This window comes from Curtobacterium oceanosedimentum (genome assembly GCF_040545555.1).
Taxonomy (GTDB): domain Bacteria; phylum Actinomycetota; class Actinomycetes; order Actinomycetales; family Microbacteriaceae; genus Curtobacterium.
This window is the reverse complement of the sequence record NZ_JBEPMD010000002.1, coordinates 350,550-376,160: the sequence shown is the minus strand read 5'-3', so window position 1 is coordinate 376,160 and position 25,611 is coordinate 350,550. Positions and strand designations below refer to the sequence as shown.

Annotated in this window: 27 protein-coding genes and 1 pseudogene; 7 read left to right on the top strand and 21 right to left on the bottom strand. The window is 72.9% G+C overall.

Features of this window, described 5'->3' with window-relative positions:
• Positions 1 to 6 precede the first annotated feature (6 nt).
• Positions 7 to 1,680, top strand: a complete 1,674-nt coding sequence (locus tag ABIC52_RS03720; protein WP_354026649.1) for an exo-alpha-sialidase — start codon at positions 7 to 9, stop codon at positions 1,678 to 1,680.
• 53 nt (positions 1,681 to 1,733) lie between these two features.
• Here ABIC52_RS03720 and ABIC52_RS03715 read toward each other — a convergent pair whose 3' ends face one another.
• Positions 1,734 to 2,138, bottom strand: coding sequence for a MerR family transcriptional regulator (locus ABIC52_RS03715; RefSeq protein ID WP_250366375.1), 405 nt, complete (start codon positions 2,136 to 2,138; stop codon positions 1,734 to 1,736).
• 75 nt (positions 2,139 to 2,213) lie between these two features.
• Between ABIC52_RS03715 and ABIC52_RS03710 the strand changes: the two genes are divergently transcribed.
• Positions 2,214 to 2,915, top strand: a complete 702-nt coding sequence (locus tag ABIC52_RS03710; protein WP_209823732.1) for an SDR family oxidoreductase — start codon at positions 2,214 to 2,216, stop codon at positions 2,913 to 2,915.
• A 68-nt stretch (positions 2,916 to 2,983) separates the two neighbouring features.
• On the opposite strand, the gene ABIC52_RS03705 is transcribed toward ABIC52_RS03710, so the two are convergent.
• From ABIC52_RS03705 to ABIC52_RS03690, 4 genes are all read right to left on the bottom strand, one after another.
• Positions 2,984 to 3,655 (bottom strand): hypothetical protein, encoded by a 672-nt coding sequence (locus ABIC52_RS03705; RefSeq protein ID WP_354026648.1) that lies wholly within the window; start codon positions 3,653 to 3,655, stop codon positions 2,984 to 2,986.
• 98 nt (positions 3,656 to 3,753) lie between these two features.
• Complete coding sequence (locus ABIC52_RS03700; RefSeq protein ID WP_126891079.1) at positions 3,754 to 4,131, bottom strand: hypothetical protein; 378 nt, start codon at positions 4,129 to 4,131, stop codon at positions 3,754 to 3,756.
• 121 nt (positions 4,132 to 4,252) lie between these two features.
• A complete protein-coding gene (locus ABIC52_RS03695; protein ID WP_354026647.1) occupies positions 4,253 to 6,106 on the bottom strand; it encodes a BCCT family transporter in 1,854 nt (617 codons plus the stop codon).
• A 95-nt stretch (positions 6,107 to 6,201) separates the two neighbouring features.
• Positions 6,202 to 6,846, bottom strand: coding sequence for an SDR family oxidoreductase (locus ABIC52_RS03690; RefSeq protein WP_209675746.1), 645 nt, complete (start codon positions 6,844 to 6,846; stop codon positions 6,202 to 6,204).
• A gap of 98 nt (positions 6,847 to 6,944) precedes the next feature.
• Here ABIC52_RS03690 and ABIC52_RS03685 point away from each other — a divergent pair, with 98 nt between their 5' ends.
• A complete protein-coding gene (locus ABIC52_RS03685; RefSeq protein ID WP_209675744.1) occupies positions 6,945 to 7,430 on the top strand; it encodes a DUF4126 family protein in 486 nt (161 codons plus the stop codon).
• 156 nt (positions 7,431 to 7,586) lie between these two features.
• A complete protein-coding gene (locus tag ABIC52_RS03680) occupies positions 7,587 to 8,558 on the top strand; it encodes an NAD-dependent epimerase/dehydratase family protein (RefSeq protein WP_354026646.1) in 972 nt (323 codons plus the stop codon).
• A gap of 9 nt (positions 8,559 to 8,567) precedes the next feature.
• Here ABIC52_RS03680 and ABIC52_RS03675 read toward each other — a convergent pair whose 3' ends face one another.
• Genes ABIC52_RS03675 through ABIC52_RS03660 form a run of 4 tightly spaced genes read right to left on the bottom strand, consistent with a single transcriptional unit; the run spans position 8,568 to position 12,109 of the window.
• Positions 8,568 to 9,749 (bottom strand): MFS transporter, encoded by a 1,182-nt coding sequence (locus ABIC52_RS03675; RefSeq protein ID WP_354026645.1) that lies wholly within the window; start codon positions 9,747 to 9,749, stop codon positions 8,568 to 8,570.
• A gap of 23 nt (positions 9,750 to 9,772) precedes the next feature.
• Positions 9,773 to 10,000 carry a hypothetical protein gene (locus tag ABIC52_RS03670; RefSeq protein ID WP_354026644.1) on the bottom strand — a complete coding sequence of 76 codons (228 nt, stop codon included), beginning with the start codon at positions 9,998 to 10,000 and terminating at the stop codon, positions 9,773 to 9,775.
• A complete protein-coding gene (locus ABIC52_RS03665; RefSeq protein ID WP_354026643.1) occupies positions 9,997 to 10,902 on the bottom strand; it encodes a helix-turn-helix transcriptional regulator in 906 nt (301 codons plus the stop codon). The genes ABIC52_RS03670 and ABIC52_RS03665 overlap by 4 nt, the downstream gene beginning before the upstream one ends.
• A 55-nt stretch (positions 10,903 to 10,957) precedes the next feature.
• Entirely contained in the window at positions 10,958 to 12,109 is a 1,152-nt protein-coding gene (locus ABIC52_RS03660; RefSeq protein WP_354026642.1) for a PQQ-dependent sugar dehydrogenase, read from the bottom strand.
• 131 nt (positions 12,110 to 12,240) lie between these two features.
• Between ABIC52_RS03660 and ABIC52_RS03655 the strand changes: the two genes are divergently transcribed.
• Positions 12,241 to 12,906, top strand: a complete 666-nt coding sequence (locus ABIC52_RS03655) for an SDR family NAD(P)-dependent oxidoreductase (protein WP_126891073.1) — start codon at positions 12,241 to 12,243, stop codon at positions 12,904 to 12,906.
• A gap of 53 nt (positions 12,907 to 12,959) precedes the next feature.
• Here the strand turns inward: ABIC52_RS03655 and ABIC52_RS03650 are convergent, their stop codons facing one another.
• From ABIC52_RS03650 to ABIC52_RS03615, 8 genes are all read right to left on the bottom strand, one after another.
• Positions 12,960 to 13,721, bottom strand: a complete 762-nt coding sequence (locus ABIC52_RS03650) for an SGNH/GDSL hydrolase family protein (protein WP_354026641.1) — start codon at positions 13,719 to 13,721, stop codon at positions 12,960 to 12,962.
• 118 nt (positions 13,722 to 13,839) lie between these two features.
• On the bottom strand, positions 13,840 to 16,623 hold the full coding sequence (locus tag ABIC52_RS03645; RefSeq protein WP_354026640.1) for a hypothetical protein: 2,784 nt from the start codon (positions 16,621 to 16,623) through the stop codon (positions 13,840 to 13,842).
• Positions 16,620 to 17,354, bottom strand: coding sequence for an ABC transporter ATP-binding protein (locus tag ABIC52_RS03640; protein WP_354026639.1), 735 nt, complete (start codon positions 17,352 to 17,354; stop codon positions 16,620 to 16,622). The genes ABIC52_RS03645 and ABIC52_RS03640 overlap by 4 nt, the downstream gene beginning before the upstream one ends.
• Positions 17,351 to 17,932 (bottom strand): PadR family transcriptional regulator, encoded by a 582-nt coding sequence (locus tag ABIC52_RS03635; protein ID WP_126891069.1) that lies wholly within the window; start codon positions 17,930 to 17,932, stop codon positions 17,351 to 17,353. Before ABIC52_RS03635 ends, ABIC52_RS03640 begins: the two co-directional genes overlap by 4 nt.
• Before the next feature lie 154 nt (positions 17,933 to 18,086).
• Positions 18,087 to 18,968, bottom strand: a complete 882-nt coding sequence (locus ABIC52_RS03630) for an aldo/keto reductase (RefSeq protein WP_126891068.1) — start codon at positions 18,966 to 18,968, stop codon at positions 18,087 to 18,089.
• Positions 18,969 to 19,095: 127 nt separating this feature from the next.
• Positions 19,096 to 19,680: a YdeI/OmpD-associated family protein gene (locus tag ABIC52_RS03625; protein WP_354026638.1), complete on the bottom strand. Its 585-nt coding sequence runs from the start codon at positions 19,678 to 19,680 to the stop codon at positions 19,096 to 19,098.
• Between the two features lie 43 nt (positions 19,681 to 19,723).
• Positions 19,724 to 20,272 carry an acyl-CoA thioesterase gene (locus tag ABIC52_RS03620; protein ID WP_126891066.1) on the bottom strand — a complete coding sequence of 183 codons (549 nt, stop codon included), beginning with the start codon at positions 20,270 to 20,272 and terminating at the stop codon, positions 19,724 to 19,726.
• Positions 20,273 to 20,391: 119 nt separating this feature from the next.
• Positions 20,392 to 20,625, bottom strand: coding sequence for a hypothetical protein (locus ABIC52_RS03615; RefSeq protein ID WP_354026637.1), 234 nt, complete (start codon positions 20,623 to 20,625; stop codon positions 20,392 to 20,394).
• 95 nt (positions 20,626 to 20,720) lie between these two features.
• Between ABIC52_RS03615 and ABIC52_RS03610 the strand changes: the two genes are divergently transcribed.
• Entirely contained in the window at positions 20,721 to 21,707 is a 987-nt protein-coding gene (locus tag ABIC52_RS03610) for an aldo/keto reductase (protein WP_354026636.1), read from the top strand.
• Between the two features lie 197 nt (positions 21,708 to 21,904).
• Positions 21,905 to 23,308: a nucleobase:cation symporter-2 family protein gene (locus ABIC52_RS03605; RefSeq protein WP_354026635.1), complete on the top strand. Its 1,404-nt coding sequence runs from the start codon at positions 21,905 to 21,907 to the stop codon at positions 23,306 to 23,308.
• 12 nt (positions 23,309 to 23,320) lie between these two features.
• Here the strand turns inward: ABIC52_RS03605 and uraH are convergent, their stop codons facing one another.
• The 4 genes and pseudogenes from uraH to ABIC52_RS03585 all read right to left on the bottom strand — a co-directional run bounded on the left by uraH (position 23,321) and on the right by ABIC52_RS03585 (position 25,610).
• Positions 23,321 to 23,659 (bottom strand): hydroxyisourate hydrolase, encoded by a 339-nt coding sequence (gene uraH / locus ABIC52_RS03600; RefSeq protein ID WP_209676528.1) that lies wholly within the window; start codon positions 23,657 to 23,659, stop codon positions 23,321 to 23,323.
• A pseudogene (gene uraD, locus ABIC52_RS03595) lies at positions 23,660 to 24,118 on the bottom strand (2-oxo-4-hydroxy-4-carboxy-5-ureidoimidazoline decarboxylase); the annotation flags it as partial.
• Positions 24,119 to 24,269: 151 nt separating this feature from the next.
• On the bottom strand, positions 24,270 to 24,752 hold the full coding sequence (locus ABIC52_RS03590; RefSeq protein WP_354026634.1) for an FBP domain-containing protein: 483 nt from the start codon (positions 24,750 to 24,752) through the stop codon (positions 24,270 to 24,272).
• 210 nt (positions 24,753 to 24,962) lie between these two features.
• The gene (locus ABIC52_RS03585) at positions 24,963 to 25,610 is read right to left on the bottom strand and encodes an SAM-dependent methyltransferase (protein ID WP_126891062.1); all 648 of its coding nucleotides are present in this window, start codon (positions 25,608 to 25,610) and stop codon (positions 24,963 to 24,965) included.
• Between the last annotated feature and the right edge of the window lies 1 nt (position 25,611).

Sequence of the window (25,611 nt, the reverse complement as noted above, 5' to 3'; positions counted from 1 at the left end):
AGTCCCATGTCCCTCCGCACCGGCGCCCTCCGGGCGCCCCGACGAGCGCACGCGCTCGTCCTCGCCGCAGCCGCCACGGCTGCCGCGCTCCTGGTCGGCGTCGTCGGGCCCGCGCCCGCCGAGGCCGTCACGACGGGCAACGGTGCCCTCGTCTACTCACCCGCCGCCGGCACGTCCTTCAACCCCGAGGGCGGCCGCGCAGCCGGCACCACCTACGCCAAGATGGTCGTCCTGAAGAACAGCGGCTCCGCGAACGGGCAGCAGTTCGTCACGTTCGACCAGCTCGTGCTCGAGAACGGCGTGCAGGTCTACCCGATCTACCGGTCGACGAACGACGGCACTTCGTGGTCGCGGGTCGCCACGGTGACGCCGAGCAAGCAGTTCCCCGCGCTGACCCGCACCGCGCAGCCGTCGCTGTACGAGACACCGATCCAGCTCGGGTCGATGCCCGCCGGCACGCTGCTGCTCAGCGGGATGATCATGCCGTCCGACCGCTCGAGCAGCCGGCTCGTGATGTACAAGAGCCTCGACCACGGGCTGACCTGGTCGTTCGTCAGCACCGTCGACACCGGCGGCCCCGCGACGTACGACCCGAGTCCGACCTCCACCACCTCGACCGTGTGGGAGCCGTCCGTCGCCGTGGACGCGAACGGCGGCCTGGTGACGTACTTCTCGGACGAACGGCAGAAGGCGAAGGGCGTCCTGCAGGCCGTCAGCTACCGCCGGTCCACCGACGGCGGCGCGACCTGGGGTCCGCTCGTCAACGTGTCCGCGCCCACGAACACGAGCGATCGACCGGGCATGATCACCGTGACGCGGATGCCGAACGGCAACTACATCGCCACGTTCGAGGTCGTGAACCGCCCGAGTCGGACGAACAACACCGCACCGGTGTACTACAAGACCTCACCGGACGGCCTGACCTGGAGCCCGGAGACGAGCATCGGCACGAAGCTCGCGTTCGCCGACGGACGCGGGCTCGGCTCCTCGCCCGAGGTGCGGTGGATCCCCGAGGCCGGCAACCCGAACGGCATGGTGGTCGTGTCGTCGAAGTGGTCGGTCGACGCGTCGGGGAACATCGACGGCGGGCAGACCTTCGCCGTGAACCGGAACCAGGGCTCCGGCGCGTGGGAGCAGCTGCCGTACGCCGTGACCTACGACGCCCGCGACACCGAGGGCGGCACCTTCTCGGGCTTCGCGCAGAGCTTCGACTCGAGCGCTGACGGGAAGACGCTGTACCAGGCGACGAACGTCGAGAACCTGTCGACGACGTACAACGACGTCCGCGTCGGGTCCGTCCCGATCAACGCGCTGCGGTACGAGGCCGAGTCCGCCACCCGCACCGACACGAGCACGGTCACGCAGGTGGACGCCGTCGGTGGGCAGAAGGTCGGCAACATCAACAACGCCACGAGCAAGGTGCAGTTCACCGTCCAGGTGCCGACTGCGGGCACCTACACGATGAACGTCCGGTACGACAACGGCACCGGCGCGACGAGCACGCACACCGTCTCGGTGAACGGGGGGACGCCGTCCGCGGTGAGCTACACGCCGACCGTGAACTGGGGCCGCTTCGGCTGGGCGCAGAAGAGCGTCACGCTGAACGCCGGCACGAACACGATCACCTTCACCAAGGGGACGGGGTTCGCGGAGCTGGACCAGATCCAGCTGTACCGGTGAACGGGCGGGAGGCGCGGTGCCGATCGGTACCGCGCCTCCCGCGCGCCGGGTGCTCAGGCCGCTGCGGCGTGCTCCCGGAGCGCCGGGCAGTGCTCGGCCGTCGGGTGCTCGGTGATCGCGATGACCTCGTCGAGCCGGTCCCGAGCCGCCTCGAGCTCGGCGAGCTGCGCGGTGATGCGGTCGCGCTCGGCCACGAGCAGTGCGAACGACTCGGGTGTCGCCACCCCGGCGTCGACGCACGGCAGCAGCTGCACGATGGTGCGACTCGGGAGTCCGGCGGCGAAGAGCTGCTGCACGAGCTGCACCCGTTCGACGGACGCCGCGGCGTAGGACCGCTGGCCGCCCGCGGTCCGCTCCGCCGTGAGCAGCCCCTGCTCCTCGTAGTACCGCAGCGAGCGCACGCTCGCCCCGGTCGCTGCCGCGAGGTCACCGATCCGCACGTCGTCTCCGATCTGCACTTGCACCTGACACCGATGTGAGGTCCTACCGTAGCCGAGCCGCCGCGGGAAGTGCTCGCCCGGCAGGAGGACACCATGGACATCGCCGGATCCGTCGCACTCGTCACCGGGTCGAACCGGGGCATCGGCCGCCGCTTCGTCACGCAGCTGCTCGAGCGCGGCGCGTCGAAGGTCTACGCGACTGCACGCCGCCCCGAGCTCGTCGACGTCGAGGGCGTCGAGGTGCTGCCGCTCGACATCACCGACGAGGCGTCCGTCGCCGCTGCGGCAGCCGCCGCGCAGGACGTCACGCTGCTCGTCAACAACGCCGGGATCGCCGGGACCGGCTCGCTGCTGCGCGACGACCTGGCCGACGCCCACCGGCTGCTCGACACGCACCTCTGGGGGAACCTGTCGATGCTGCGGGCCTTCGCGCCGGTCATCGAGCGCAACGGTGGCGGCGCGGTCGTCAACGTGCTCTCCGCGCTGTCCTGGTTCGCGTACCCGGGATCGGGTGCCTACGGCGTCGCGAAGGCCGCGGAGTGGAACATGACGAACGCCGTCCGGCTCGAGCTGCGCGACGCCGGGATCACGGTCCAGGGGCTGCACCTCGGCGCGGCCGACACCGACATGATGGCCGGGTACGACGGCCTCATGACCGACCCGGCAGACGTCGCACGGGCCTCGCTCGACGGGGTCGAGCAGGGGCTCTCCGAGGTCGTCGTCGACGAGTGGAGCGCCATGGTCAAGGCGTCGCTCCAGCAGACGCCGGACGTGCTCGCGGCACAGCTCGGCTGACGGCAGGACGGACGGGAGGCGCGGTGCCAGCCGGCACCGCGCCTCCCGTCCGGAGGGTCGCGTCGATGTCAGAAGGCTCGGAGGCCGAACCGGTGGGTCGCCGTCCGGAAGTCGGGGTCGCCGAGCTCGATGGCCCCGCTGGACAGCACGGACAGGTCCCGGGTCCTGTCGAGCCATGTCGCCCGGCACCAGGACTCGCCGTGCTTGCTCCCGAAGTGGATGCCGAGTGGGTGGGTCTGATCGTCGAGGACGGCGTCGTGCACCAGATCGGCGACGGCGGTGGTGACCGCCCGGTCGTCCGATCGGAGGACGGCAGTGGTGAAGGACGACCACCCGCCGACGAGCAGGTGCGATCGGAGGCTGGGTTCGATGGCGCTCAGTGTGTCGGGGTGCTCGACGTCGACGTACCAACCGGTGCTCGGGTGCTCCAACGAGAGGACTGTCCGGTCGTCGCGCCACGATCGCGGGAGCGTTCCGGTCTGCATGGACGACCGTTCGTCCCAGTCGGAGGCGACATCGGCGAGGAACTCCTCGAGGGTCAGCCCGACGGCCGCGGCGTCCACCTCGAGCGCACTGCCCGTGCCGAGCGGGACCTTGAACGCGGCGAGCACCTCGGCGAATGCGCCGGTGCGGAGTTCGGCCGTGTAGTAGGTCTCCGTACCGGCGGCGTCGTAACGACCCCAGCTCGAGCGTTCTGTTGCAGCGTGGTCGCCGTGCCGACCGCGAGTCGGCGCGGACACCGGCGGGTGGTTGCTCTTCGCGACGCGGTACCCGGTGTCGCTCCGAGCAGGGAGGAGTCGAAGCCCCGTCGTCGTGCAGGTGCGTGACCCTCGGCTCGTCACGTGTCCGCGGTGCCGTCCATGAACGACTGCACTGCTCGCCCGAGCTGCGCAGCGTCGTCCTCACGGACGGCGGTCAGCGGAGTGCGCTCCTCGAGGAACGGGTTGGCGCCGATGAACCAGGCGCGGGCGACGTGCGCACCCTCGTGTTCCGCGATGGCGTTCCACGTGCGAGAGAGCAGCCGGAGTCGCCGCTCGAAGTCGTTCCCCGGGCGAGGACCGTCGGACTTGGCCCACTTCAGCGGGAGCTTGCGGTCCTTGCTCCCGGTAGCGGCGGCCACGAGCGTCGGGCCGAGAGCCGCGTTCAGCTCCTGCACGAGTTCCCGCAGGTCGAGCCGCGTCGACCGCGCGTGGTGCATCCCTGCTGCAACTGTCATGCCCCCCGTTTTACACCCTGACCCTTCGCGCCACCACCCGTCGATGCTGCGAGGCGACCGTAGACGGACTGGAGGCGCGGTGCCAGCCGGCACCGCGCCTCCCGTCCGTCACCCGGTTGCGTCAGGACCCGGAGCGCTCGCCCGACCGGCCGACGGACGTCTCCCCCGGTGCCGGATCGTGGGTCGCGTCGACACCGGGGTCGGCCGACGCCGTGTCGGCGTGGTCTACGGGGGCGTCCGAGGTCGCGGTGCCGCCTCCGGTCGACTCCGACTCCGACTCCGTTCGGCCGCGCAGTCGGCGGCGGAGTGCGCGGAGCGGTCCTCCGCCCCCGGTCCGTTGCGCGGGGGCCTCGACCTCGAGGCCGTAGTACGCGCCCACGTGCTCGAGCAGCACCTCGCGCTCGGCCCGGTCGTAGGCACGGCGCTCCCGTCGGAACGCGATCACCATCGACCAGCAGGTGAGGAGCAGCACCACGCTGAAGGGCAGCGCCGTCGTGATCGCCGCGGTCTTCAGCGCGTCGAGTCCGCCGGTCAGCAGGAGGGCGATCGCGAGCAGGGCGGTCACGAGCGCGAAGAACACCCGGAGCCAGTTCTTCGGCTCGAGGTCACCGCCCGAGGCGATCATCGCCATCACGAGGGACCCCGAGTCCGACGAGGTCACGAAGAAGATGCCGATGAGGATGATCGCGCCGAAGGTCAGCACGACACCGGCCGGCAGGTCCTGGAGCAGACCGAACAGCGCGCCCTCGACGTCGACGGTGCCGTCGGAACCGACCAGACCGCCCCGGCCGGAGACCTCGCGGTTGATCGCCGCACCACCCAGCACCGAGAACCACAGGAACGTGAGCAGGGTGGGGACGAGCAGCACGCCGAACACGAACTCGCGCACGGTGCGGCCCTTCGACACCCGGGCGATGAAGATGCCGACGAACGGCGCCCACGACATCCACCAGCCCCAGTAGAACGTGGTCCAGGCGCCCTGCCACTCCTCGCCGGCCGAACCCTGCTGGGCGGTGACGTTGAACGAGAGCCCGACGACGTTCTGCAGGTACGCGCCGATCGACTGCACGAAGTCGCGGAGCAGGTACTGGGTCGGTCCGACGACCAGGACGAACACGAGCAGCGCCGCGGCGAGCAGCAGGTTCACGTTCGACAGGATCTTCATGCCCTTCGCCACACCGGTGACGAGCGACACGATGGTGAGCGCGGTGATCACGGCGATGATCGCGATCTGGCTGACGGTGCTGCTCTCGGCGATGCCGGCGCTCTCGAGGCCCGCGCCGATCTGCAGCACACCGAGGCCGAGCGACGTCGCGACGCCGAACAGCGTGCCGATGAGCGCCACGACGTCGATGAAGTTGCCCCAGCCGCCCCGGACGCGGTTGCCGAGCAGGGGTTCGAGTGCCCACCGGATCGACACCGGGCGGCCGCGGCGGTGGATCGCGTACGCCAGGGCCATGCCGAGGACGACGTAGATCGCCCAGGCGTGGAGACCCCAGTGCAGGAAGGTCTGGGTCATGGCCTCCTGCGCCAGGTGCTGCTCCGACCCGGAGACACCGGGACGCGGGTCGGCGAAGTGGCTCAGCGGTTCGGAGACGCCGTAGAAGACGAGCCCGATGCCCATGCCGGCGGCGAAGAGCAACGAGAACCAGGAGCGCGTGCTGAACTCCGGCTCGTCCTGGTCCTTGCCGAGCTTGATGTCGCCGAACCGGCTGAAGCCCACGAACAGGGCGAAGGCGACGAAGAATGCAGCCGCCAGCACGTAGTACCAGCTGAAGTTCCGGACGATGCCGGCCTGCAGCGCGGTGAAGACGGCCTCGGCCGACGCCGGCGCGACGAGCGTCCACGCGACGAACGCGAGCACGGTGACGGCGGCGGGCCAGAAGACCCAGCGGGACAGCCCCGGGGTGGTCCGGACGGGCTCGCCCGGGCGGAGCTGGTCGGCGGCGGGGTCAGGTGGTCTCGTCGTGGCCATCCGTCCATGGTGCCCGACCTCCTGTGCGGTTGCTCAGGATGACGGACGGGCCCGCGACGGCGGAGGGTCGTCCGTCCGCCGCCGCGAGCGTGCCGCTACCGCTGCTGCAGGAAGTCGGCGATCGCCGTCCCGCCGCCGTTGAAGCGGATCGTGCGGCCGGCGGTCGACGGGTCCTCGACGATGTCGGCGACCACGTGGGCCACGTCGCCGCGCGGGACCTGCGACGCCGAACCGTCCCAGTCCACCGAGCCGGTCGGCTCGTCGTCGGTCAGGGTGCTCGGCGCGACGACGGTCCACTGCAGCCCGGAGTCCCGGAGGACGGCATCGGCGATCATCTTGGACTGCGCGTACGCGAAGAAGTCCTGGTCCTGCGGGATGCCGTGGTCGAGCTTCGACCCGGACCACGAGACCATCACGTACCGGTCGACCCCGGCCTGCGCGGCACCCTGCACGGACAGCACGGCGGCGTCGCGGTCGATCGCCCAGGTGCGGTCGGCGGAACCGCCGCCGGCCCCGGCCGACCACACGACGGCGTCGTGCCCGCGGACCAGGTCGGCGAAGTCGGTGAGCGACTGCTCCTGCACGTCGGCGACCCGGGGTTCGCCGCCGTGGGCGCGCACCTCGTCCTGCTGGTCGGGGTTGCGGATCACGGACGTGACGCTGTGGCCGCGCTCGGTGAGGATGCGGGTGGCGAGGAGTGCGACCTTGCCGTGGCCGCCGAACAGGATGACGTTGCTCATGCCGCGGACGCTACGCGGAGCGGCTCCGAGCGACAGCAAGCCGCCGCGTCCCCCGAGCGTCGCGCGAGTACCGTCCGACCTGACACGACGGGAGAACCATGAGCAAGCAGCACGAACAGCACACCCTGGTCCGCACCCTGGCACTCGGGGTCCTCAGCGGCGGTCGGAGCGGCACCCCGCTGGCCGTCCTCGCCCTGAACCACGACAACAAGGCCCTGAAGGGCGACTGGCAGCAGTGGAAGGCCTTCAGCACGCCGCTCGGCCGCGGGCTGCTCGTCGCCTCGGCGATCGGTGAGCTCATCGGCGACAAGTCCCCGAAGGCCCCTGCCCGCATCTCCCCGATGGGCCTGATCGGTCGCATCGGTGCCGGCGCGTTCGCCGGTGCGGCGCTCGGCACGACGGGCAGCCGTGACCTCCGCATCGAGGGCGCGATCCTCGGCGGTGTCGGCGCGATCGTCGGCAGCTTCGCCGGGTGGGCGGCCCGCAAGCTCCTCAGCAGCTCGGGCCTGCCCGACCCGGTCGGCGCGCTCGCCGAGGACGCGGCGGTCATCGCCGGCTCCGTCAAGGCGATCAGCGCGTCCTGACCGGACCGACACCGGGCGGGAGGCCCGTGGCGGACCCGCCACGGGCCTCCCGTCCGTCCGTCGTCCGCCCCGTCGCCGTCCCGCCCACCGTTCCGTCCGACGGGGAGCACCACCAGTGCCTGCCGCGCACGGGAGCGCGCGCCTAGCGTGGCCCGCATGGACATCGTCGTCATCGGAGCCACCGGACACATCGGCACCTTCCTGGTCCCCCGCCTCGTCCGGGCCGGCCACCGCGTCACCGTCGTGACGCGCGGTACCAGCAGCCCCTACGCGGACTCCCCCGAGTGGAACCAGGTCGAGCGGATCACCGCCGACCGCGAGCAGGAGGACCGCGACGGCACGTTCGGCGCCCGCATCGCCGCACTCGGCGCGGACGCCGTCGTCGACCTCGTCTGCTTCACCCTCGGGTCGGCCGAGCAGCTCGTCCGGGCACTCCGCGGCAGTCGGACCCACCTGGTGCACTGCGGCTCGATCTGGCGCGCGGGTGTCTCGCACGTCCTCCCGATCACGGAGGACACCGCCACACCGCCGTTCGGCGAGTACGGCACGCAGAAGGACGCCATCGCCCGGATGCTCGAGCGGGAGACCGCCGACGGGGGTGTCACCACGACGTCGATCCACCCCGGGCACATCAGCGGTCCGGGCTGGGTGCCGATCGGTCCGCTCGGCAACCTCGACCCCGCGGTCATCGAGCGGCTGGCGGCGGGCGAGGTCGTCGAGGTGCCCGGCCTCGGCGCGGAGTCGATGGCCCACGTGCACGCCGACGACGTCGCGCAGCTGTTCCAGCTCGCGGTCGAACAGCGGGACGCCGCGGCCGGACGAGCCTTCTTCGCGACGGCGTCGACCGCGCTGACCGTGCGCGGGTACGCCCACCTGGTCGCGTCGTGGGCCGGTCGGGAGGCACGGCTCGAGTCCGTCAGCTGGGACCGGTTCCGCGAGACCACGGCTCCCGAGCACGCCGACGCCAGCTGGGAACACCTGTCCCGCAGCCAGGTGTTCAGCACCGAGGAGCCGCAGCGGGTGCTCGGCTACGCACCGGCGTTCACCGCGTCGGAGACGGTCCGCGACGCCCTGCGTTGGCAGGTAGAACACGGCGACCTCGACGTGCCGGAGACCTTCCGGCCCTGACCGCGACCGTCAGCTCGACGCGGTGCGCTCCGGGAGCGCGAGTGCCCCGCGTCGGTGCACCGCCCAGACCGTCGTCGCGAAGCCGACGAGCACGGCGGCGTCGACCGTCACGGCGGTCCACCCGCCCGCGTTCCAGAGCACGCCGGCGACCGCCGACCCGACCGCGCCGCCGGCGAAGTTCCCGGTGACGAACGCCGTGTTCAACCGGCTGCGAGCCGCGGGGTCGATCGCGAACAGCCGTGTCTGGTTCAGCACGTTCGCGGCCTGCACCCCGACGTCGAGCAGCAGCACCGCGACGAGCACGACCACGATCGACCGCGCCCCCAGCCCGGCGACCACCAGCGAGACGAGCACCAGCACGAGCGCGGCACCGGTGACCGGGACCGACCAGCCGCGGTCGTGCAGCCGCCCGACGCGCTGCGCCGCCACCGCCCCGGCGAGCCCGACCAGACCGACGGCGCCGATCGCGGTGGTCGAGTACCCGAAGGGTGCGCTGCTGAGCAGGAACGTCAGCGCCGTCCAGAACATCGTGAACACGGCGAACACCGACGCGCTGACGACCAGCGTCACGCGGACCGCCCGGTGTGCCCGGACGACGCCGACCACCGACGCGAGGAGCTGCGGGTACCGCACCCGCTCGCGCCGTGGCAGGCGCGGGACCGCCCGCGCGAGCAGGAACGCCAGCACGACCGCGACCACCGCGGCGAGGACGTACACGCTCCGCCACCCGGCGACCTCCGCGATCACGCCGCTGACGGTCCGGGACAGCAGGATGCCGGTGAGCACGCCGGACGCGATCGTCCCGACCACCCGACCGCGTGACGCCGGGTCGGCCAGGTCGCCCGCGAGCGGGATGAGGAGCTGTCCGGCGACCGTCGTGGCGCCGACCAGCGCGAGTGCGACGAGCAGGGCGCTGAACCCCGGGGCGAGTGCGGCGGCGAGCAGGGCGACGGCGGAGGCCGCGAGCACGCCCGGCATCAGCCGACGACGGTCGACCACGTCGCCGAGCGGGACGAGCAGCAGGATCCCGAGGGCGTAGCCGACCTGTGTCAGCGTGACGAGGAGCCCCGCGGACGCGGGCGTGGTGCCGAGGTCGGCGGCGATGTCGTCGAGCAGCGGTTGCGCCCAGTACAGGTTGCCCACCGCGGCACCGCCCGCGACGGCGAAGAGCAGCGTGCGGCCGCGGGTCATGGCCGCCGGAGGCTGCTCCCCGCTCACCGGGAGACGCCCTGGTCGGTGTCCGGGTCACGGCGGAGGAGCAGGCCGATCGCCCACGGGCCGGGCTGCAGGCGGACGGCCGCCTCGGCCAGGACCCGTCGCTCGTGTTCCCGGTCGCGGGTGAGCTCGTGGACCCCCTGCTCGGCCTGCCACCGGAAGCGCAGGCGTGCCCACGGTCCCGGTCGCCCGGACAGCGGTGTGGTGACGGCGGAGGTGTCGGTCACGCGAGCTCCTGTTCCGTCGCGTCGGCCGTCGTCCGGCCCGTGCCACGCTCGGCGATCCGCTCCGTCGCGGCCCACGACGCGAGCACCCGCAGTGCGTCGGCGGTCGCGCTGCCCGGGGTCGCCGGGTAGATCGTCAGCGACAGGCCGGGGTCCTCGATGAGTTCCAACGACTGGAAGTGCAGCTCGATCGGTCCGACCACGCCGTGGTCGAAGGACTTCACGCCGGCGTAGTGCCGCCGCACGTCGTGGGACGCCCAGAGCTCCCGGAAGTCCTCGCTGCGGATCGCCAGCTCGCCGATGAGCGCCGCGAGCTCCCGGTCGCCGGGGGCCCGACCGACCTCGCGCCGGAGGATCGCGACGTTCGTGTGCGCCGCGCGGTCCCAGTCGCGGTAGAAGTCCCTCGCCCTGGAGTCGAGGAAGATGTACCGCGCGAAGTTCATCGGTCGGTCGCCCGTGACGATCTCGGCGTGCAACGCCCACCCCAGCGTGTTCGCGGCGACGATGTCCTGCCGGTTGTTCACGATCATCGCGGGCGCCTCGGTCACGACGTCGAGCAGGTACTGCAGCTCCGGGCGCACGGCGGCGACCGGGACGGACCGGCCCGCCCATCGGGGGCTCGTGTTCTGGTGCCGGGCGAGGTCGCGCAGGTGCTCGTGCTCGGCGGCGTCGAGCTGCAGCGCCGTGGCGACGGCGTCCAGCACGCTGTCGGAGACGCCCTGCAGGTTCCCGCGCTCCAGCCGCGTGTAGTAGTCGATGCTCACGCCGGCCAGGCGGGAGACCTCCTCGCGCCGCAGGCCGGGGACGCGCCGACGGGTGCCGGAGGTCGGGAGGCCGATCTGCTCCGGGCGGATGCGTGCGCGACGGCTGGACAGGAAGTCGCGGGCTTCGTCACGGTGGTCCATGCGCCCCACGGTACGGCCGTGCGGGGTCCGCAACGAGGTGCTGCCGGAACCCCCGTCAGCGTCCGGCGGTCAGGGGCACGGACAGGATCCGGTCGTCGCCGTCGCGGGGGTCGCCGCGGCCGTCGGTGTTGTTCGTCACGAACCAGAGCGTGTCGTCCGGGCCGGGGAGCACCGTGCGGATGCGTCCGTGCTCGCCCCGGAAGTACACGGTCGAGCTCGACGGGTCCGAGACCGGGACGGCCCGGACGGACTCCCCCTTGAGGTTGGCGACGAAGACGGTGTCGCCGATGACGGTCAGGCCGCTCGGCGACGCGTCGTCGGTCGACCACTGCTGGACCGGATCGACGAACCCGCGGTCCTCGCCACCGCTGCCCTCGACCTCGGGCCACCCGTGGTTCCCTCCTGGCTCGATGACGTTGAGCTCGTCCCAGCGGTTCTCGCCGAACTCCGCCGCGAACATCGTGCCGTCCTCGGCCCAGCCCATGCCCTGCACGTTCCGGTGCCCGAGCGACCAGACGGGCGAACCCGCGAACGGGTTGTCGTCCGGTACGCCGCCGTCCGGGGTCACGCGCAGGATCTTGCCCGCGAAGGAGTCGCGGTCCTGCGCCTCGGAGCGCTGCCCCGCGTCGCCGACGCTCGCGTAGAGCATGCCGTCCGGGCCGAACGCGATGCGCCCGCCGTCGTGGAAGGTGTTCGCGGGCAGCCCGTCGACCACCGTCGTCGCCCCGCCGAGCCGGTACGAGCCGGTGTCCCCGGCCAGGTCGTACCGCTCGATCCGGTTCCCGTCGTCGGCGGTCGAGTAGACGAACAGGTCGTCGTCGTGCAGCGCGAGGCCGAGGAGCCCGCCCTCGCCGCCGTGCCGGACACCCTCGACCGTGCCGACCTCGCGGGTCGACCCGTCCGCCCGGAGTTCGAGCACGCGCGCGGAGTCCCGTTCGCTGACGAACGCATCGCCGTCGTCACCGACCGGGACCACCGACCACGGTGCCTCGAGGCCGGAGACGACGTCCGTGGTCCGGCCGTCCGGTGCGAGCTGCCCCGCGGCGAGGTCGGCCGGTGGACTCGCGGTGCTGCGCAGCCCGGCGGGGTCGTCCGGCCCGGTCGCCGCTCGGTCGTCGGAACAGGCGGTCAGACCGAGCGTGGCCACGGCGGCCAGTCCGAGGGCGGACCAGGTGCGTCGGCTGCGGCGTGTGCGGGTGGTGTCCACGGTGTTCCTCCCGGGTCGTGTCCCGAGTCCACACGGCCCCGTCGGGAAACGGCTGGGGGTTCCCGCCGGAACCCCTCACCGCTGCGCAGCGCGGCCTACCGTCGGCCCCACACCCACGGAAGGACCACCGCATGACCACCATCGCCATCGTCGGCGCAGGCAAGGGCCTCGGGCGCGCCGTCGCGGACCGCTTCGGCCGCGAGGGCTTCGACATCGCCCTGATCTCCCGCAACCAGGACCGACTCGACGCGCTCGCCGCCGAGCTCCGGTCGTCCGGGTACCGCGCGCAGGGCTTCGCCGCGAACGTCCGCGACGGGGACTCGCTCCGCGCTGCGCTCGAGGCCGCCACCGAGCAGCTCGGCCCGATCGAGGTGCTGCAGTACAGCCCGCTGCCCGCCAAGGAGTACATGCGACCGGTGCTCGAGACCACGGCACAGGACCTCGTCGGTCCGGTCGAGTTCTCGGTCTACGGCGCGGTGAACGCCGTGCGCCAGGTGCTCCCGGGCATGCGCGCGATCGGCACGGGCACGATCCTCTTCGTCAACGGGGGCAGCGCCGTCCGTCCCGGCGCGCGGGTCACCGGCACCTCGGTCGCGTTCGCGGGCGAGAGCGCCTACGCGCAGCTCCTGCACGACGCGGTCGCCGAGGAGCACGTGCACGTCGGCCAGCTGATCATCCCGTTCGGCATCGACGACGGGCAGGACGACCACTCGTCGGCCGCGGTCGCCGAGCGGCTCTGGACGATCCACTCCGAGCGCGGCGAGTTCCGGACGTACGCCGAGCCGCTGCCGGAGTGAGCGGCGACGGACGGAAGGACCGTGGCAGCATCGCCACGGGCCTCCCGTCCGTCTCAGCGCGCGGTCCGCTCGATGGCGTCGGCCATCACCGCGGCGACCGAGCGGTTCGCCTCGGCGGTCGGGTGGATGCCGTCCGGTGTCGTCCCGGGCAGGTATGCGCCGTCGGCCGCGCGGAGCGACCGGAACGGGTCGACGAACGCCCAGCCGTGGGCGTCGGCGTCGGCGCGCAGTGCATCGGTCAGGACGATCTGACCCGAGCGGCGGTCGGCACCCCACCGGCTCCACGTCCAGTCGGACGGCGGACCGGCGACGACGAGCACCCGCGCCGCCCCGACCTTGCGGACGATCGCGCCGACGTCCGCGATGGTGCGGTCGAGCGGCACGCCCTGGTTGACGTCGTTCGTCCCGACCTCGACCACGAGCACGCGGGCCTGCGGGACCGGGCCGATCTCGGCGAGCACCTGGTCGGCGCGGTACCCGCTGTGCGCGTACCCGCCGACGGCGTGCAGCCGGTCGTCGGACTCGAGCTGGTGGAGCCACGAGTCGGGTCGCGCGGTGATCGAATCGCCGGCGTACGCGAACGGCACGGCGTCCGGCAGCGCCGGGGTGTCCAGTGCCCCCGAGACGACCTGGTTCGGTGTGCTCGGACGCGGCAGGTCGGCGTTCCGCTCGACCCGGGACGCCGGTGCAGTCGCGACGGGGCGGTCCTCGGCGCTCGCCGTGTGGGGGGCGGAGACGACGAAGACGCCGGCTCCGACGAGGCAGGCGGCGGAGACGATGCTCGCGACGAGGGCGAGGCGGGTGGTGCGGGACACGGGTACAGGTATCCTCCGGATCGCCCGCCGGAACCAGTCCCCAGACCTGGGGAACAGACGCTCCGACTGAGGGTCCTCGTGGCCGTTCACAGGTTCGCGGCCGGTGACGCTCCCGCGGTCAGTGCGCACGGCGCACCGCCGGACGGGACCCGCGCCCCGCGGTCAGCCAGGTGCCCACCGTCACCACCAGCGGCAGGCCGAGGGCGAGCAGGGCGAGCAGGGGCCAGTCGGGCACGAAGGGCATGTGGGTCGCTCCGAGCGGACCGTCGCCGAACCGGAGGGTGACGGCCCGGATCGGGAGCAGCCCGAGCAGGGTGCCGACGACGGCCCCGATCGTGGTGAGGATCGCCGCCTGCCATGCGGACACCCGGCGCCGCACGACCGGAGCGGCCCCGACCGCGTCGAGCACCTCGTCGTCACGGCGTCCGTCGGAGCGGGCGAGCCCGACCGCGACGGCGGTGGCGCCGATGGTGACGGCGGCGGCCAGCGCGAGGACGAGCGCCTGCACGGTCGCCTGGTCGTCGACCGGGCCGAGTTCGATCATCGGTGTCGGACCACCCCACCGTTCGCGGTCCGCGCCGCCGCCGGCCTGCCACGCCGCGTACAGGTCGTCGTACCCACGCGTGCTGAGGCCCTCGGGAAGGTCGACCGCGAGCACGCCGTCGACCAGCGGGACCCCGTGCGCGGCAGCGGTCTCCCGGGTCATGAACACCCCGACCTGGATCCGCGGCGTCTGGACGTCGGCGATCGCGGGGATCGTCGTCGTCGCGTCCGGACGACGGCGCTCGAGCGGTTCGACGTCGTCGGCAGTGCGGTCGCGCCAGGTGTCGATCCGGACGACGCCGTCGTGGACGTACTCCGGCCAGAGCGACACCGCCCGTCCGTCCTCGAGCGCCTGCCGGACCGCCGCGGACGGCCGGTGTCCGGTGAGCAGGGCGTAGTCGTCGAGGGTCCCCGCGGTGACGTGCGGCGTGCCCGACCCGACGGACTGCAGGAAGCTCGCGCAGGTCGTGGTGTTCGTCGTCGGGCACTCCCGCCGGGCGAAGTCGTGCGGGACGGTGACGGTCGTCGGGTCCTCCCCGGCGCTCTCGCGGTTCACGGCGAGGACGTGCACGTCGGCGCTGCCGAGTGCGCCGGCGACCACGCGGGCCGCCTTCGCGGTGAGCGTGGCGTCGTAGCCGGCGGGGTAGCCCTCCGCGTCCGAGGCCCCGACGTCGACGGTGGCGACCCCGACCGCGGTGGCGTACTCGTACTGGCGGACGTACCGGGCGTGCTCGGACGCACTCCACGTGATGACGACCGAGGCGACGAACACCACGCTCATGACGCTCGCGAGCACCGGGACGGTCCGGACCGGGTTGCGGCGGGCGTCCCGCGCGGCGATCCGGGCCGCGAGCCCGAGTCGTGACGCGGCACGGGCGACCGCGGCCAGGATCCACGGCGAGGCCAGGGCCACGCCGAGCTGCACCAGGCAGGGGCCGAGCGCGACCCCGACGCCGACGACCCACGCCCACCGGTCCTGTTGCACGGGCCGGTCGTTGAGCAGGAGCACCCCGGCCCCGCACGCCAGCGTCATCACCGTGCCCGTGACGACGAGCACCGGGACCCACGCCCGACGGCGCCGCTCGGTGCGGGGTCGGGGAGCGGCAGGGCGCAGGGACCCCCGCAGGGCCGCGAGCACGTCGATCCGGGTGGCTGCCCGGGCGGCGACGAGCGAGGAGACGAGACCGGCCACCACACCGACCGCGGCGACGGTCACCAGGACGAGCACCGGCACGTGCAGCCCCGGCCACCTCGTGACGCTGCCGTCGTCGAGCAGCCGGAACGCCAGCACGCCGATCCCGGTGCCCAGGGCCGTCCCGAGCACGGCGCCGACCAGCCCGAGCGCCAGCCCGGACCCCGCGACGACCGCCCGCACGAAGCCACGCTCACCGCCGAGGCTCGTGACGATCGCGTGCGTCCGGGTGTCCGCGCGGGTGCCGACGAGGAACGCGGCTCCCGCGAGCAGGGCCACCTCGAACGCGGCGAACACCCCGAGCAGCGCCAGGGCACCGTAGTAGGCGGTCGCAGCGTTGCCGATCCCCCCGCCGCTCAGTCGGTCGTCCGGCGGGTCGAGCACGACCGGCCGTGACTGCACCACGACGCCGTGGGCGTTCAGGGCGCGGATCTCCGACCACGTCGGGGCGTCCGTCGGCAGGAACACCGTCAGGTCCGCGCTGCCTCGAGACGACGATGCACCACCGTCGCTCGCGGGCAGGGAGCCCGACGGGACGAACAGGCCCTCACCGTCGGGGTCCTCCGCGGCGTCGCGCATCGTCCCCGTGACGGTGAAGCGCTTCCGCACCGGGTCGGTGACGGTCACGGTGTCGCCGACGGCCACGCGCAGCCGCTCGAGCGTCGCCGGGGTGGCCATCAGCTGGTCGTCCGACGTCGGCGCGCTGCCGCTCAGCACGTGCCAGTGCCCGTCGAGCACGGGCGACCAGGTCGCACCCTCGACGGTGGGGACGGCCACCGGCGCCCCCGGTCCGGCGACGACGACCTGCGTGGTCGACACCGGGATCGCCTCGGCCCCGTCCGGCACCTGGTCGAGCAGGTCGGCCCAGGGGGTGTCCTCGGTGGCGTCGGCCGCCGGGCTGTGCGGAGCGGAGTCGGTGTACTGCCACTGCACCGGGTCCTGGCGCAGGCCGGCGACGTCCGGTCCGACCAGTCGCATCTGCGCGGCTGCGTGCCCGAGGTCGTAGCGCAGGGACTCCTCGGTGGTCGCCTGCGTCGACTGCACGACCACGGCGGCCGCGGCGAACCCCGTCGTCGGGATGCCGATCAGCGAGACGATCAGGGCGGCACGGCCCATCTTCGCGAAGGCCAGGCGGCGTCCGAGTCGGAGCGCCGGCCCGATCCTCACGAGGCTGCTCGACCGACGAGGGTCTCGACGCCGGCGTAGACCGTCTCGTCGACGACCCGCCCGTCGCGCAGGAAGACCACCCGGTCCGCCCAGGCCGCGTGCCGTGCGTCGTGCGTGACGAGCAGTGCACCCGCGCCGTTGTCGACGTGCCGACGGAGCATCCGGAGCACGACCTCGCCGGTCTGCGAGTCCAGCGCGCCGGTCGGCTCGTCGGCCAGCACGAGGCGCCGTTCGCCGACGACGCCGCGGGCGATGGCGACGCGCTGCTGCTGCCCGCCGGACAGGTCGTCGGGGAAGGCGTCGGCGCGGTCCCCGAGCTCGACGTTCTCGAGCGCGAGTTCGGCTGCGCGACGGGCCCTGCTCGCCTTCCAGCCGTCGAGTTCGAGCGGCAGTGCGACGTTCTCGACCGCGGTCAGGGACGGGATCAGGTTGAAGTCCTGGAACACGAAGCCGACCAGGCGTCGCCGGAGCGCCGCGAGCTCGCGGGCCGGACGGTCGGAGACCCACTCCCCGTCGATGCGGACCTCGCCGCTGGTGGGTGGCAGCAGGGTACCGGCGCAGGCCAGCAGGGTCGACTTGCCGGACCCCGAGGTCCCCATGACCGCGACCATCTCCCCACGCGCGACCGCCAGGTCGACACCGGCCAGTGCGGTTACTGACCGCTCGCCGGTGCCGTACTGGACGCTCACCGCGTCGAAGGCCAGCAGCGGAGCCGTTCCGGTCGCGCTCATCGGACGGCCGAACGTGCCGCAGCGGCGATCGATCCGCCGTGGGGGTCTGGATCGCGTACCTCGGGCGGCATGTACCGTGCGACCGAGCTCTCGACGTGGTCGAGCCAACGCACCTCGGCCTCGGCCTGGAAGACCATCGACTCGAGGACCAGGGACCACGCCAGGTCCTCGGACGGATCGGCTGTCCGCTTGAGCCGGGTCAGGTCCTGCAGGGCGCGCATCGCCGACGCCCGCTGGACCTGCACGAGTCGTGGGACGTCGACGCCGGGCACGGTGACGGCGAGGGCGAACTTGATCGCGAGCTCGTCGCGTCCGCGCTTCGCGGGCACCGGCTCGCTGAACCAGCGTGCAACCTCCTCGCGACCCGCGTCGGTCGCCGTGTAGACGACGTGTCCGTCGTCGTCGGCGTCCCCGCGGGCCACGAGGCCATCGCGTTCGAGGCGGTCGAGCGTCGTGTAGACCTGGCCGATGTTGAGCGGCCAGCTCCCTCCGGTCCGGTGCTCGAACTCCCCCCTGAGCTGGTACCCGTACCCGGGTCCTCCCACCAGCAGCGCGAGTACGCCCATCTTGACGCTCATCGTGACTCCCCCGTCTCCGCCCGCCTTGGACATACCGAGTATGCACATACGCGGTAGGCCCGGACAAGCCGAGACGGGTCACGAAGTGGTCACGAGACGACGGGAGGCCCGTGGCGGCGTCGCCACGGGCCTCCCGTCCGGTGTCGGGTGGAACTCACTCCCCCAGCTTCGACAGCTCCTGGAACTCCTCGTCGGACAGCTCGATCGTCGCGCCCTGCAGGTTGTCCTCGAGGTGGTCGACGCTCGAGGTCCCCGGGATCGGCAGCATCACGGGCGAGCGCTTCAGCAGCCAGGCGAGCGCGAGCTGCGCCGGCGTCGCACCCTTGCGCTCCGCGATCTCGGTGAGCGGCGAGTCCTCGCCGGTCAGGCCGCCGGTCGCCAGCGGGAACCACGGGATGAAGCCGATGCCCTGCTCCTCGGACCAGTCGAGGAGTTCCTCGGCGTCGCGCTTCTGCAGGTTGTAGAGGTTCTGCACGGTGACGATCTCGGCGTGCTGCTGCGCGGCCTTGACGTCGTCGACCGACACCTCGGACAGGCCGATGTGGCGGATCTTGCCCTCGTCCTGCAGCTTCTTCAGCTCGCCGACCTGGTCCTCGAGGGGCACCTTCGGGTCGATGCGGTGCAGCTGGAAGAGGTCGATGCGCTCGAGGCCGAGGCGGCGGAGGCTCATCTCGGCCTCCTGGCGGAGGTACTCCGGACGGCCGACCGGCGGCCACTCGTTCGGCCCTGTGCGGGTCAGGCCGGCCTTGGTGGCGATGACGATGTCGTCGCCGTACGGGTGCAGGGCCTCGCGGAGCAGGTCCTCGGCGACGTAGGGGCCGTAGGAGTCGGCGGTGTCGAAGAAGTCCACGCCGAGCTCGACGGCGCGCTTGAGCACGCGGACGGCCTCGTCGTGGTCCTTCGGCGGACCCCAGACGCCCGGGCCGGTGAGCTGCATGGTGCCGTAGCCGAGGCGGTGGACCTCGAGGTCGCCGCCGATGCGGAACGTGCCCGAGGCGGCGGCAGGACGGTTCGTGGTGTCGGTACCAGTGGTCATGATCCCGGTCTACGCCCGTGGCGTGACCCGTTGCTGGGTCGGTGTCCCCCTGGCGTCGGCGCGGGTCGGCGCGGGTCGGCGCGGGCGCCGCGGTCGGCGCTCGCGGGGCTGCGCGGATGCGCCGTGGTCAGCGAGCCGGGCGTGGGTACGGCGTCTCGCCGACCGAGAGCCCGCCCACGAGCTTCGCGATCCGGTTCGCCCGCGCGGTGTCGCTCGGCGCCGTGACGACCCGGTGCAGGACGGCGTACCGGTTCGTCGCGTCGAGCTCGGCGAACAGCGCGGCCGCCGCGGGTGCGGCGTCGAGGGCGGCCCGCAGGTCGTCGGGCACCGTCACGGTGGCGGCACCGGCGTAGGCGCGGGCCCACCGGCCGTCGCCCTTCGCCCGGTCGACCTCGGCGCGACCGCGCGCCCGCATGCGACCGGCGTCCTCGAGCACGGCGACCAGCCCGATGTTGCGCTGTGACCAGAGCGACGCCCGGCGGCGCGGGGTGAACCGCTGCCGGAACGTCGCCGTGTCCCGTCCGCGCTTCTGCCCGTCGATCCACCCGGAGCACAGGGCCTCGTCGAGTGCCTGGTCGTAGGTCAGCGAGGTCGGTTCCGTGGTGCCCTTCTTGGCCAGCACCAGCCAGACGCCGTCGGGGTCGTCCTCGTGCGCGTCGAGCCAGGCACGCCAGGCGGCGGCGTCGGGGAGCACCAGGTCGTCGTCGTCCACGTGGTCATCGTAGGACGGTCGCCGGCCCAGGCAGGCGTCCGGCTCAGCGCACGCTGCCGCCGCTGCTGATCCGCACGGCGTCGGCCCACTCGTGCACCCAGCCGGGCAGGGTGAGGTCCCGCGCCGCGCCGCCCGCCGCGGCCACGACCTCGTCGGGCGTCACCTGGCCGCCCTCGCGCCGGAGGAACCGCGCCTGCACGACCGCCCGCGCGACGACCGCACCCTGCCGGACGAAGGTCTGCTCCATGTACACGGCGCGCTCGTCGACGCCGAGCACCCGGGTGTGCAGGGTGAAGCGTTCCCCGAGCGTCAGGGAGCGCTTGTAGGTGATGGTCTGTGCGGCCACGACGGCGTACCAGCCGCGGCGGGCGGACTCCTGCCAGAAGCCGGACCCGTACAACAGGTGGTACCGGCCGAGGTCCATCAGCGTCAGGTACCGGCCGTTGTTGACGTGCATCAACGTGTCCAGGTCCGTCGGGAGGACCCGGAAGGGCGTCCGGGCCTCGGTCCACAGCGAGGGACGCGGGCCCGGTCGCAGGGCGGTCAGCCGCAGGCGGAGACCGAGCAGGAAGAGCCGAAGGTACAGGTTCACGGATCGATCACACCAGTGCCGGGCTGTGCGTCCGATCCCGTTGGAGGAACCGCACGAGCACGTCCGGTGTCGAGTGCAACACGGTGCAGCGGAACCTGCAACCGCCCGGTCGGGGTCGTTCAGGCGAGCGGACCGCCCCCGGCACCGCTGATGCCCGGGTGTGCCGACTTCGCCTGGCCCTCGATGACCGCGTGCGCGGCCGACGCCTCGGACATCGCGCGCTCGCCGACGCGCGGGTCGACGGGTTCCAGGTGCGCCAGGGCCCTGCGGCGGTGCACGTTCTGCACCTCGAGCACGACGAGCAGGGCGGCGATGACCACCACGACCCCGATGACGATCCAGACCACGGTCATGACGTTCCCCTCCCGTCGCGGACACTGTCCGTCCCCTCAGCGTAGCTGCGCCGGTACCTCCCTGACGAGGGGCGGTCAGGAGTAGACCTGCAGGCATGCAGACACGCACGCTCGCAGACCTCGAGGTCGGATCCGTCGGCCTCGGCACCATGGGCATGAGCGCCTTCTACACGGGCGCCGGCACCGACGACGACGAGTCGATCCGCACGATCCACCGCGCGATCGACCTCGGCGTCACCCTCTTCGACACCGCCGAGGCCTACGGCCCGTACACGAACGAGGAACTCCTCCGCCGTGCCCTCGGCGACCGCCGCGACCAGGTCGTCATCGCGACCAAGTTCGGGCTGTACCGACACGAGTCCGGCGAGCAGACCCCGACCCAGCAGCGCGGCATCTCCAGCGCTCCCGAGTCCGTGCGCGAGGCCCTCGAGGGCTCGCTCCGCCGCCTCGGCACCGACCACATCGACCTCTACTACCAGCACCGCGTCGACCCGGCCGTCCCGATCGAGGACGTGATCGGCCAGCTCGCCGGCTTCGTGCAGGAGGGCAAGATCCGCCACATCGGGCTCTCCGAGGCGAGCGCCGCCACCATCCGCAAGGCCCACGCGGTGCACCCGGTCACCGCGCTCCAGAGCGAGTACTCGCTCTGGACGCGCGACCCGGAGGGCGAGGTGCTCGACACCCTCCGCGAGCTCGGCATCGGCCTGGTGCCGTACTCGCCGCTCGGCCGCGGGTTCCTGACCGGCGCGATCACGAAGCCGTCCGACCTGGACGAGGACGACTTCCGCCGGCAGAACCCGCGCTTCGCGGAGCAGGCCTTCGCCGAGAACATGCGGATCGTCGACGCCGTGCAGGAGATCGCCGACGAGGTCGGCGCGAAGCCGGGCCAGGTCGCCCTCGCCTGGCTGCTCGCGCAGGGCGACGACGTCGTCCCGATCCCCGGCACGAAGCGGGTGTCCCGGCTCGAGGAGAACGTGGGCGCCTCCGACGTGACGCTGTCCGCCGACCAGCTCGACCGCCTGTCGGCGCTGCCCGTCCCGACCGGTGACCGGTACCCGGACATGTCGTCCATCGGTCGCTGACGCGCCCAGGAGACGGACGGGAGGCCCGTGGCGACCCCGCCACGGGCCTCCCGTCCGTGACGTCACCGGTGCACAGCCGGAACGCGCGTTCCGGGGCCGGGTCGCGTGATGCGCGCGACCCGTGCTCGTCACGGCGTGGAAACAGGGGTTCCCTAGCGTCGGGGGGACACGTGACCGGCGACGCGACGGGGGCACCCATGACCAGCACGAGGACACCACGCACGACCACCGCACCGGACGGGGTGGACACGGTCCCGCCGCTCGCACGACTGCTGCCGCTCGGACTGCAGCACGTCCTCGCGATGTACGCCGGGGCGGTCGCCGTCCCGCTCATCGTCGGCGGGGCGCTCGGGTTCGACCGGGCCGACCTGGCCTTCCTGATCAGCGCCGACCTGTTCGTCGCCGGGTTGGCGACGATCGTGCAGTCCGTCGGCTTCTGGCGCTTCGGGGTCCGCCTGCCGCTCGTGCAGGGCGTGACCTTCGCTGCCGTCGGCCCGATGATCGCGATCGGCAGCGCGCACGGCATCACGGCGGTCTACGGGGCGACGATCGCCTGCGGGCTCTTCATGGTGCTCGTCGCGCCGTGGTTCTCGCAGCTCGTGCGGCTGTTCCCGCCGATCGTCACCGGCACCGTGATCCTGATCATCGGTGTCTCGCTCACGAGTGTCGCCGCCGGGTGGATCACCGACGGTGGGGAGGGCGGCGCTGCCGATCCGCTCGACGTGGCCTTCGCGGCCGGCGTGCTGCTGGCCGTCGTGCTCGTCGAACGCTTCGCGCCGCGCGGGCTGGCCCGGGTCTCGGTGCTGCTCGGGCTCGTCCTCGGCACCGTGGCGGCGCTGTTCGTCCCCGGCATGGTCGACGGATCGGGCATCGGCGACGCCGCCTGGTTCGCCGTCGTCACGCCGTTCCACTTCGGCCTGCCGACGTTCGACCTCGCCTCGATCGTGTCGATGCTCGTCGTCGGGCTCGTCATCATGACGGAGACCACGGGCGACATGGTGGCCGTCGGTGAGGTCGTCGACCGTCCGGTGTCGCGCCGCACGCTGGCCGACGGACTGCGGGCGGACGGCCTCGGCACGGTGCTCGGCGGGGTCTTCAACACGTTCCCGTACACGGCGTTCGCGCAGAACGTCGGGCTGGTCGCGCTGACCGGCGTGCGCTCCCGGTACGTGGCGACGGCGGCGGGCGGCATCCTCGTCGTCCTCGGGCTCGTGCCGAAGGTCGCGGCCGTCGTCGAGGCGGTGCCGCACGCGGTGCTCGGCGGCGCCGGGGTCGCCCTGTTCGGCATGGTCGCGGCGAGCGGCATCCGGACGCTGTCGAAGGTGCGGTTCGACAACCGGAACGTGCTCGTCGTGGCGCTGCCGCTCGCGATCGCGCTGCTACCGACCGTCGCGCCGGAGATCTACGGCGCGTTCCCCACCTGGTTCACGCTCGTGTTCGACTCGGGCATCTCGGCCGGGGCGGTCGCGGCGATCCTGCTCAACCTGCTGCTCGGGTCGCACGGGCTGCGGGAGCGGTACGGCGACGACCCCGTGGCGGGGTCCTACGACGCGGTGCGCTCGACGGCGCCGGTCGCGACGGTCGGCGACAGCCGCGCCTGACGGGCCGCGCGGTCAGCTGCCGCGGTAGGTGCTGTGGGCGAAGGGGCTGAGCAGCAGCGGCACGTGCAGGTGCTCGGTCCCGGTCACCGTGAACGCCACGACGACGTACGGGTGGAACGACGGGACCCCGGCGGCGCGGTGGTGTGCGCCGGTGTCGAACCGCAGCTCCAGGTCGCCCCGCGGCAGCACGTCCGGCCCGAGTCCGGCGCGACCGTCCGCGTCGGTCGCCCCGGTGGCCAGGACCTCGCCCTCGGGGGTGCGCAGCGTCAGCGCGACGCCCGAGGCCGGTGTGCCGGTGCGGGCGTCGAGCACGTGCGTGGTCAGGTGCGGGACGCCGAAGGTCGCACGGATCCGGTGCACGGCGATGTCGGCCAGGGCAGCGGTCGCCTCGACGACCTCGGTGTCCGGGTCACCGGCGAGCCGTCGCTCGAGCTCGGCGAGGAGTTCCTCGGGCGTCCGACCGGCGGCACGCACGAGGAACACCCGACCGAACCGGTCCTCGTACGCGGCGTTCCCGCGGGCGATCGCCGCTGCGACGTCGTCCGCTGCCGTCGCCATCGCGCCCTGCTCCCTGGCCGACGACGCCTCGGTGGTGCGCTCACCGATGCGGGGGTGCTCGGCGAGGGCGGCGTCGAGGTCCGCCGCGGTCCACGCTGCCGCCGCCTCGGTCGTCGCGGCGATCAGGGCCGGCACGGTGCGGAACGGACGAGCGGCCACCAGGGTGTCGGCCCAGCCGGGCACCGCCGCCCAGTGCAGGGCGGTCCGTCGAGCGTCGTCGGCGGGGGCGGAGTCGAAGTCGCGGAGGTCCACCCGCCACACCCTAGGGACCCCGCGTTACGCCGGCGTTTCCCGGAGCTCCTCCGAGGGACGCAACGTCGGCGGATGCTCGCAGCGGGACAGCGATGCGAGCATCCGCCATGGTTGCGTCTCACGGGCTCGGTGATGACAGGGCTCGTCGATCTCAGAGCTCGGCGGCGAAGGACGCGGCGCGCAGCTGCAGGTCCTCGATCCGACGGACCCTGGCGGACTCGACGTCGTAGCCCTCGTACGCCGGGGGTACCGGGCGCCGGACGTTCCGGGAGCACTGGAAGTCCTGGCACACGAGCGTGCCGACGGTGTTGCCGTTCCGACCGGCCTTCCCCGAGCGCTTGGCGGCGTAGAAGACGACGTCGTTGGGCAGCTTGACGTCCTGGCACCACGAGCACTGCGCCCGTGCACGCGGCGACGCCTCTGCCTGCCGGAACAGGATGCCGACGAGGTCGCCCGCGAGCGTGGGCACGACGGCGTACGCACGGCGCGCGGTCTTCGGGTCGCGCCAGCCGAGGAAGTCGAGCGACTCCCAGTCCAGCGTCTCGAGGTCGGTCGGCGGGGTCAGGTCGGTGACCTCCTTGCGGGAGGCGTTGACGAAGGACGAACGGATGGTCTTCTCGCTGATGGGCAGCACGGTGTGGTCGCTCTCGACGGGCCCGGGCGCGGATGCGCGCCGCTCGGGCGGAGGGGTGGTCAGGGTTCGACGGACGCGGCCGTGCCGAGCGGCACAGCCGGGGGCGTCACGCCCTGATGCCGGCGCTCTGCGCGCCGACCACCTCCTGCTGACTCACGGTCCCAGCCTACGACGGTGTGTCAAGCCGGGCGTGTCGCGCCGACGACCCGGTCACGGAGCGGGCCGCAGCAGGACGACCGACCCGTCGAGCGTCGGCCGACGGCGGAGCGCCCCGTACCGGCTGTCCCACTCGCCCGACGCGAGCGCGTTCCGCAGGGCGGCGACCGATCGGCGGGCGGTGAGGTCGTCGACCAGGCCCCACGCCGGGTCGGCGGCGCGGACCTCGGCGTCGAGGAGCCGTTCGGGTCGCGCGTAGTAGCTCTCGCCGAAGCCGTCCACGCAGGTGAACGGCACCGGCAGGCGCGCGACCTCGACGGACGGCCCGACGAGCGTCGCCAGTCGGTCGATCGTCGGCAGCGTGTCCGCCTCGGCGGCGACCACCGCGGACGCGTACTCGGCGAGCCATCCGGCGCGGAGGCGGTCCGGGTCGCGCGCGAGCACGACGACACGACCACCGGCGGGGAGGGCGAGCGCGGTGAGTGCGTCCATGGTCGGGAAGGTCAGCAGCGTGGCGTCGGCATCCCCGGCGGCGACGACATCGCGGTCCGCGGGGACGTACGAGACCGGTCCCGGTCGGACCTCGCGCACGGTGCGGGCACCGCCGAGGGCCGTCGCGACCGCGCGGACGAACGAGGGCTCCGGGCGGCGGTGTCGCCGCAGCAGCGCCGCAGTGTCGTCGTCCGCCGGCATCCTCGTCATC

Coding starts and splice junctions, on each gene's coding strand:
- ABIC52_RS03585 (WP_126891062.1), bottom strand. CDS start 25,610: ATGACGAGGATGCCGGCGGACGACGACACTGCGGCGCTGCTGCGGCGA.
- ABIC52_RS03690 (WP_209675746.1), bottom strand. CDS start 6,846: ATGAGCAACGTCATCCTGTTCGGCGGCCACGGCAAGGTCGCACTCCTC.
- ABIC52_RS03665 (WP_354026643.1), bottom strand. CDS start 10,902: ATGGACCACCGTGACGAAGCCCGCGACTTCCTGTCCAGCCGTCGCGCA.
- ABIC52_RS03635 (WP_126891069.1), bottom strand. CDS start 17,932: ATGAGCGTCAAGATGGGCGTACTCGCGCTGCTGGTGGGAGGACCCGGG.
- ABIC52_RS03700 (WP_126891079.1), bottom strand. CDS start 4,131: ATGACAGTTGCAGCAGGGATGCACCACGCGCGGTCGACGCGGCTCGAC.
- ABIC52_RS03630 (WP_126891068.1), bottom strand. CDS start 18,968: ATGACCACTGGTACCGACACCACGAACCGTCCTGCCGCCGCCTCGGGC.
- ABIC52_RS03720 (WP_354026649.1), top strand. CDS start 7: ATGTCCCTCCGCACCGGCGCCCTCCGGGCGCCCCGACGAGCGCACGCG.
- ABIC52_RS03615 (WP_354026637.1), bottom strand. CDS start 20,625: ATGACCGTGGTCTGGATCGTCATCGGGGTCGTGGTGGTCATCGCCGCC.
- ABIC52_RS03685 (WP_209675744.1), top strand. CDS start 6,945: ATGAGCAAGCAGCACGAACAGCACACCCTGGTCCGCACCCTGGCACTC.
- ABIC52_RS03675 (WP_354026645.1), bottom strand. CDS start 9,749: ATGACCCGCGGCCGCACGCTGCTCTTCGCCGTCGCGGGCGGTGCCGCG.
- ABIC52_RS03610 (WP_354026636.1), top strand. CDS start 20,721: ATGCAGACACGCACGCTCGCAGACCTCGAGGTCGGATCCGTCGGCCTC.
- ABIC52_RS03655 (WP_126891073.1), top strand. CDS start 12,241: ATGACCACCATCGCCATCGTCGGCGCAGGCAAGGGCCTCGGGCGCGCC.
- ABIC52_RS03605 (WP_354026635.1), top strand. CDS start 21,905: ATGACCAGCACGAGGACACCACGCACGACCACCGCACCGGACGGGGTG.
- ABIC52_RS03680 (WP_354026646.1), top strand. CDS start 7,587: ATGGACATCGTCGTCATCGGAGCCACCGGACACATCGGCACCTTCCTG.
- ABIC52_RS03695 (WP_354026647.1), bottom strand. CDS start 6,106: ATGGCCACGACGAGACCACCTGACCCCGCCGCCGACCAGCTCCGCCCG.
- ABIC52_RS03710 (WP_209823732.1), top strand. CDS start 2,214: ATGGACATCGCCGGATCCGTCGCACTCGTCACCGGGTCGAACCGGGGC.
- ABIC52_RS03640 (WP_354026639.1), bottom strand. CDS start 17,354: ATGAGCGCGACCGGAACGGCTCCGCTGCTGGCCTTCGACGCGGTGAGC.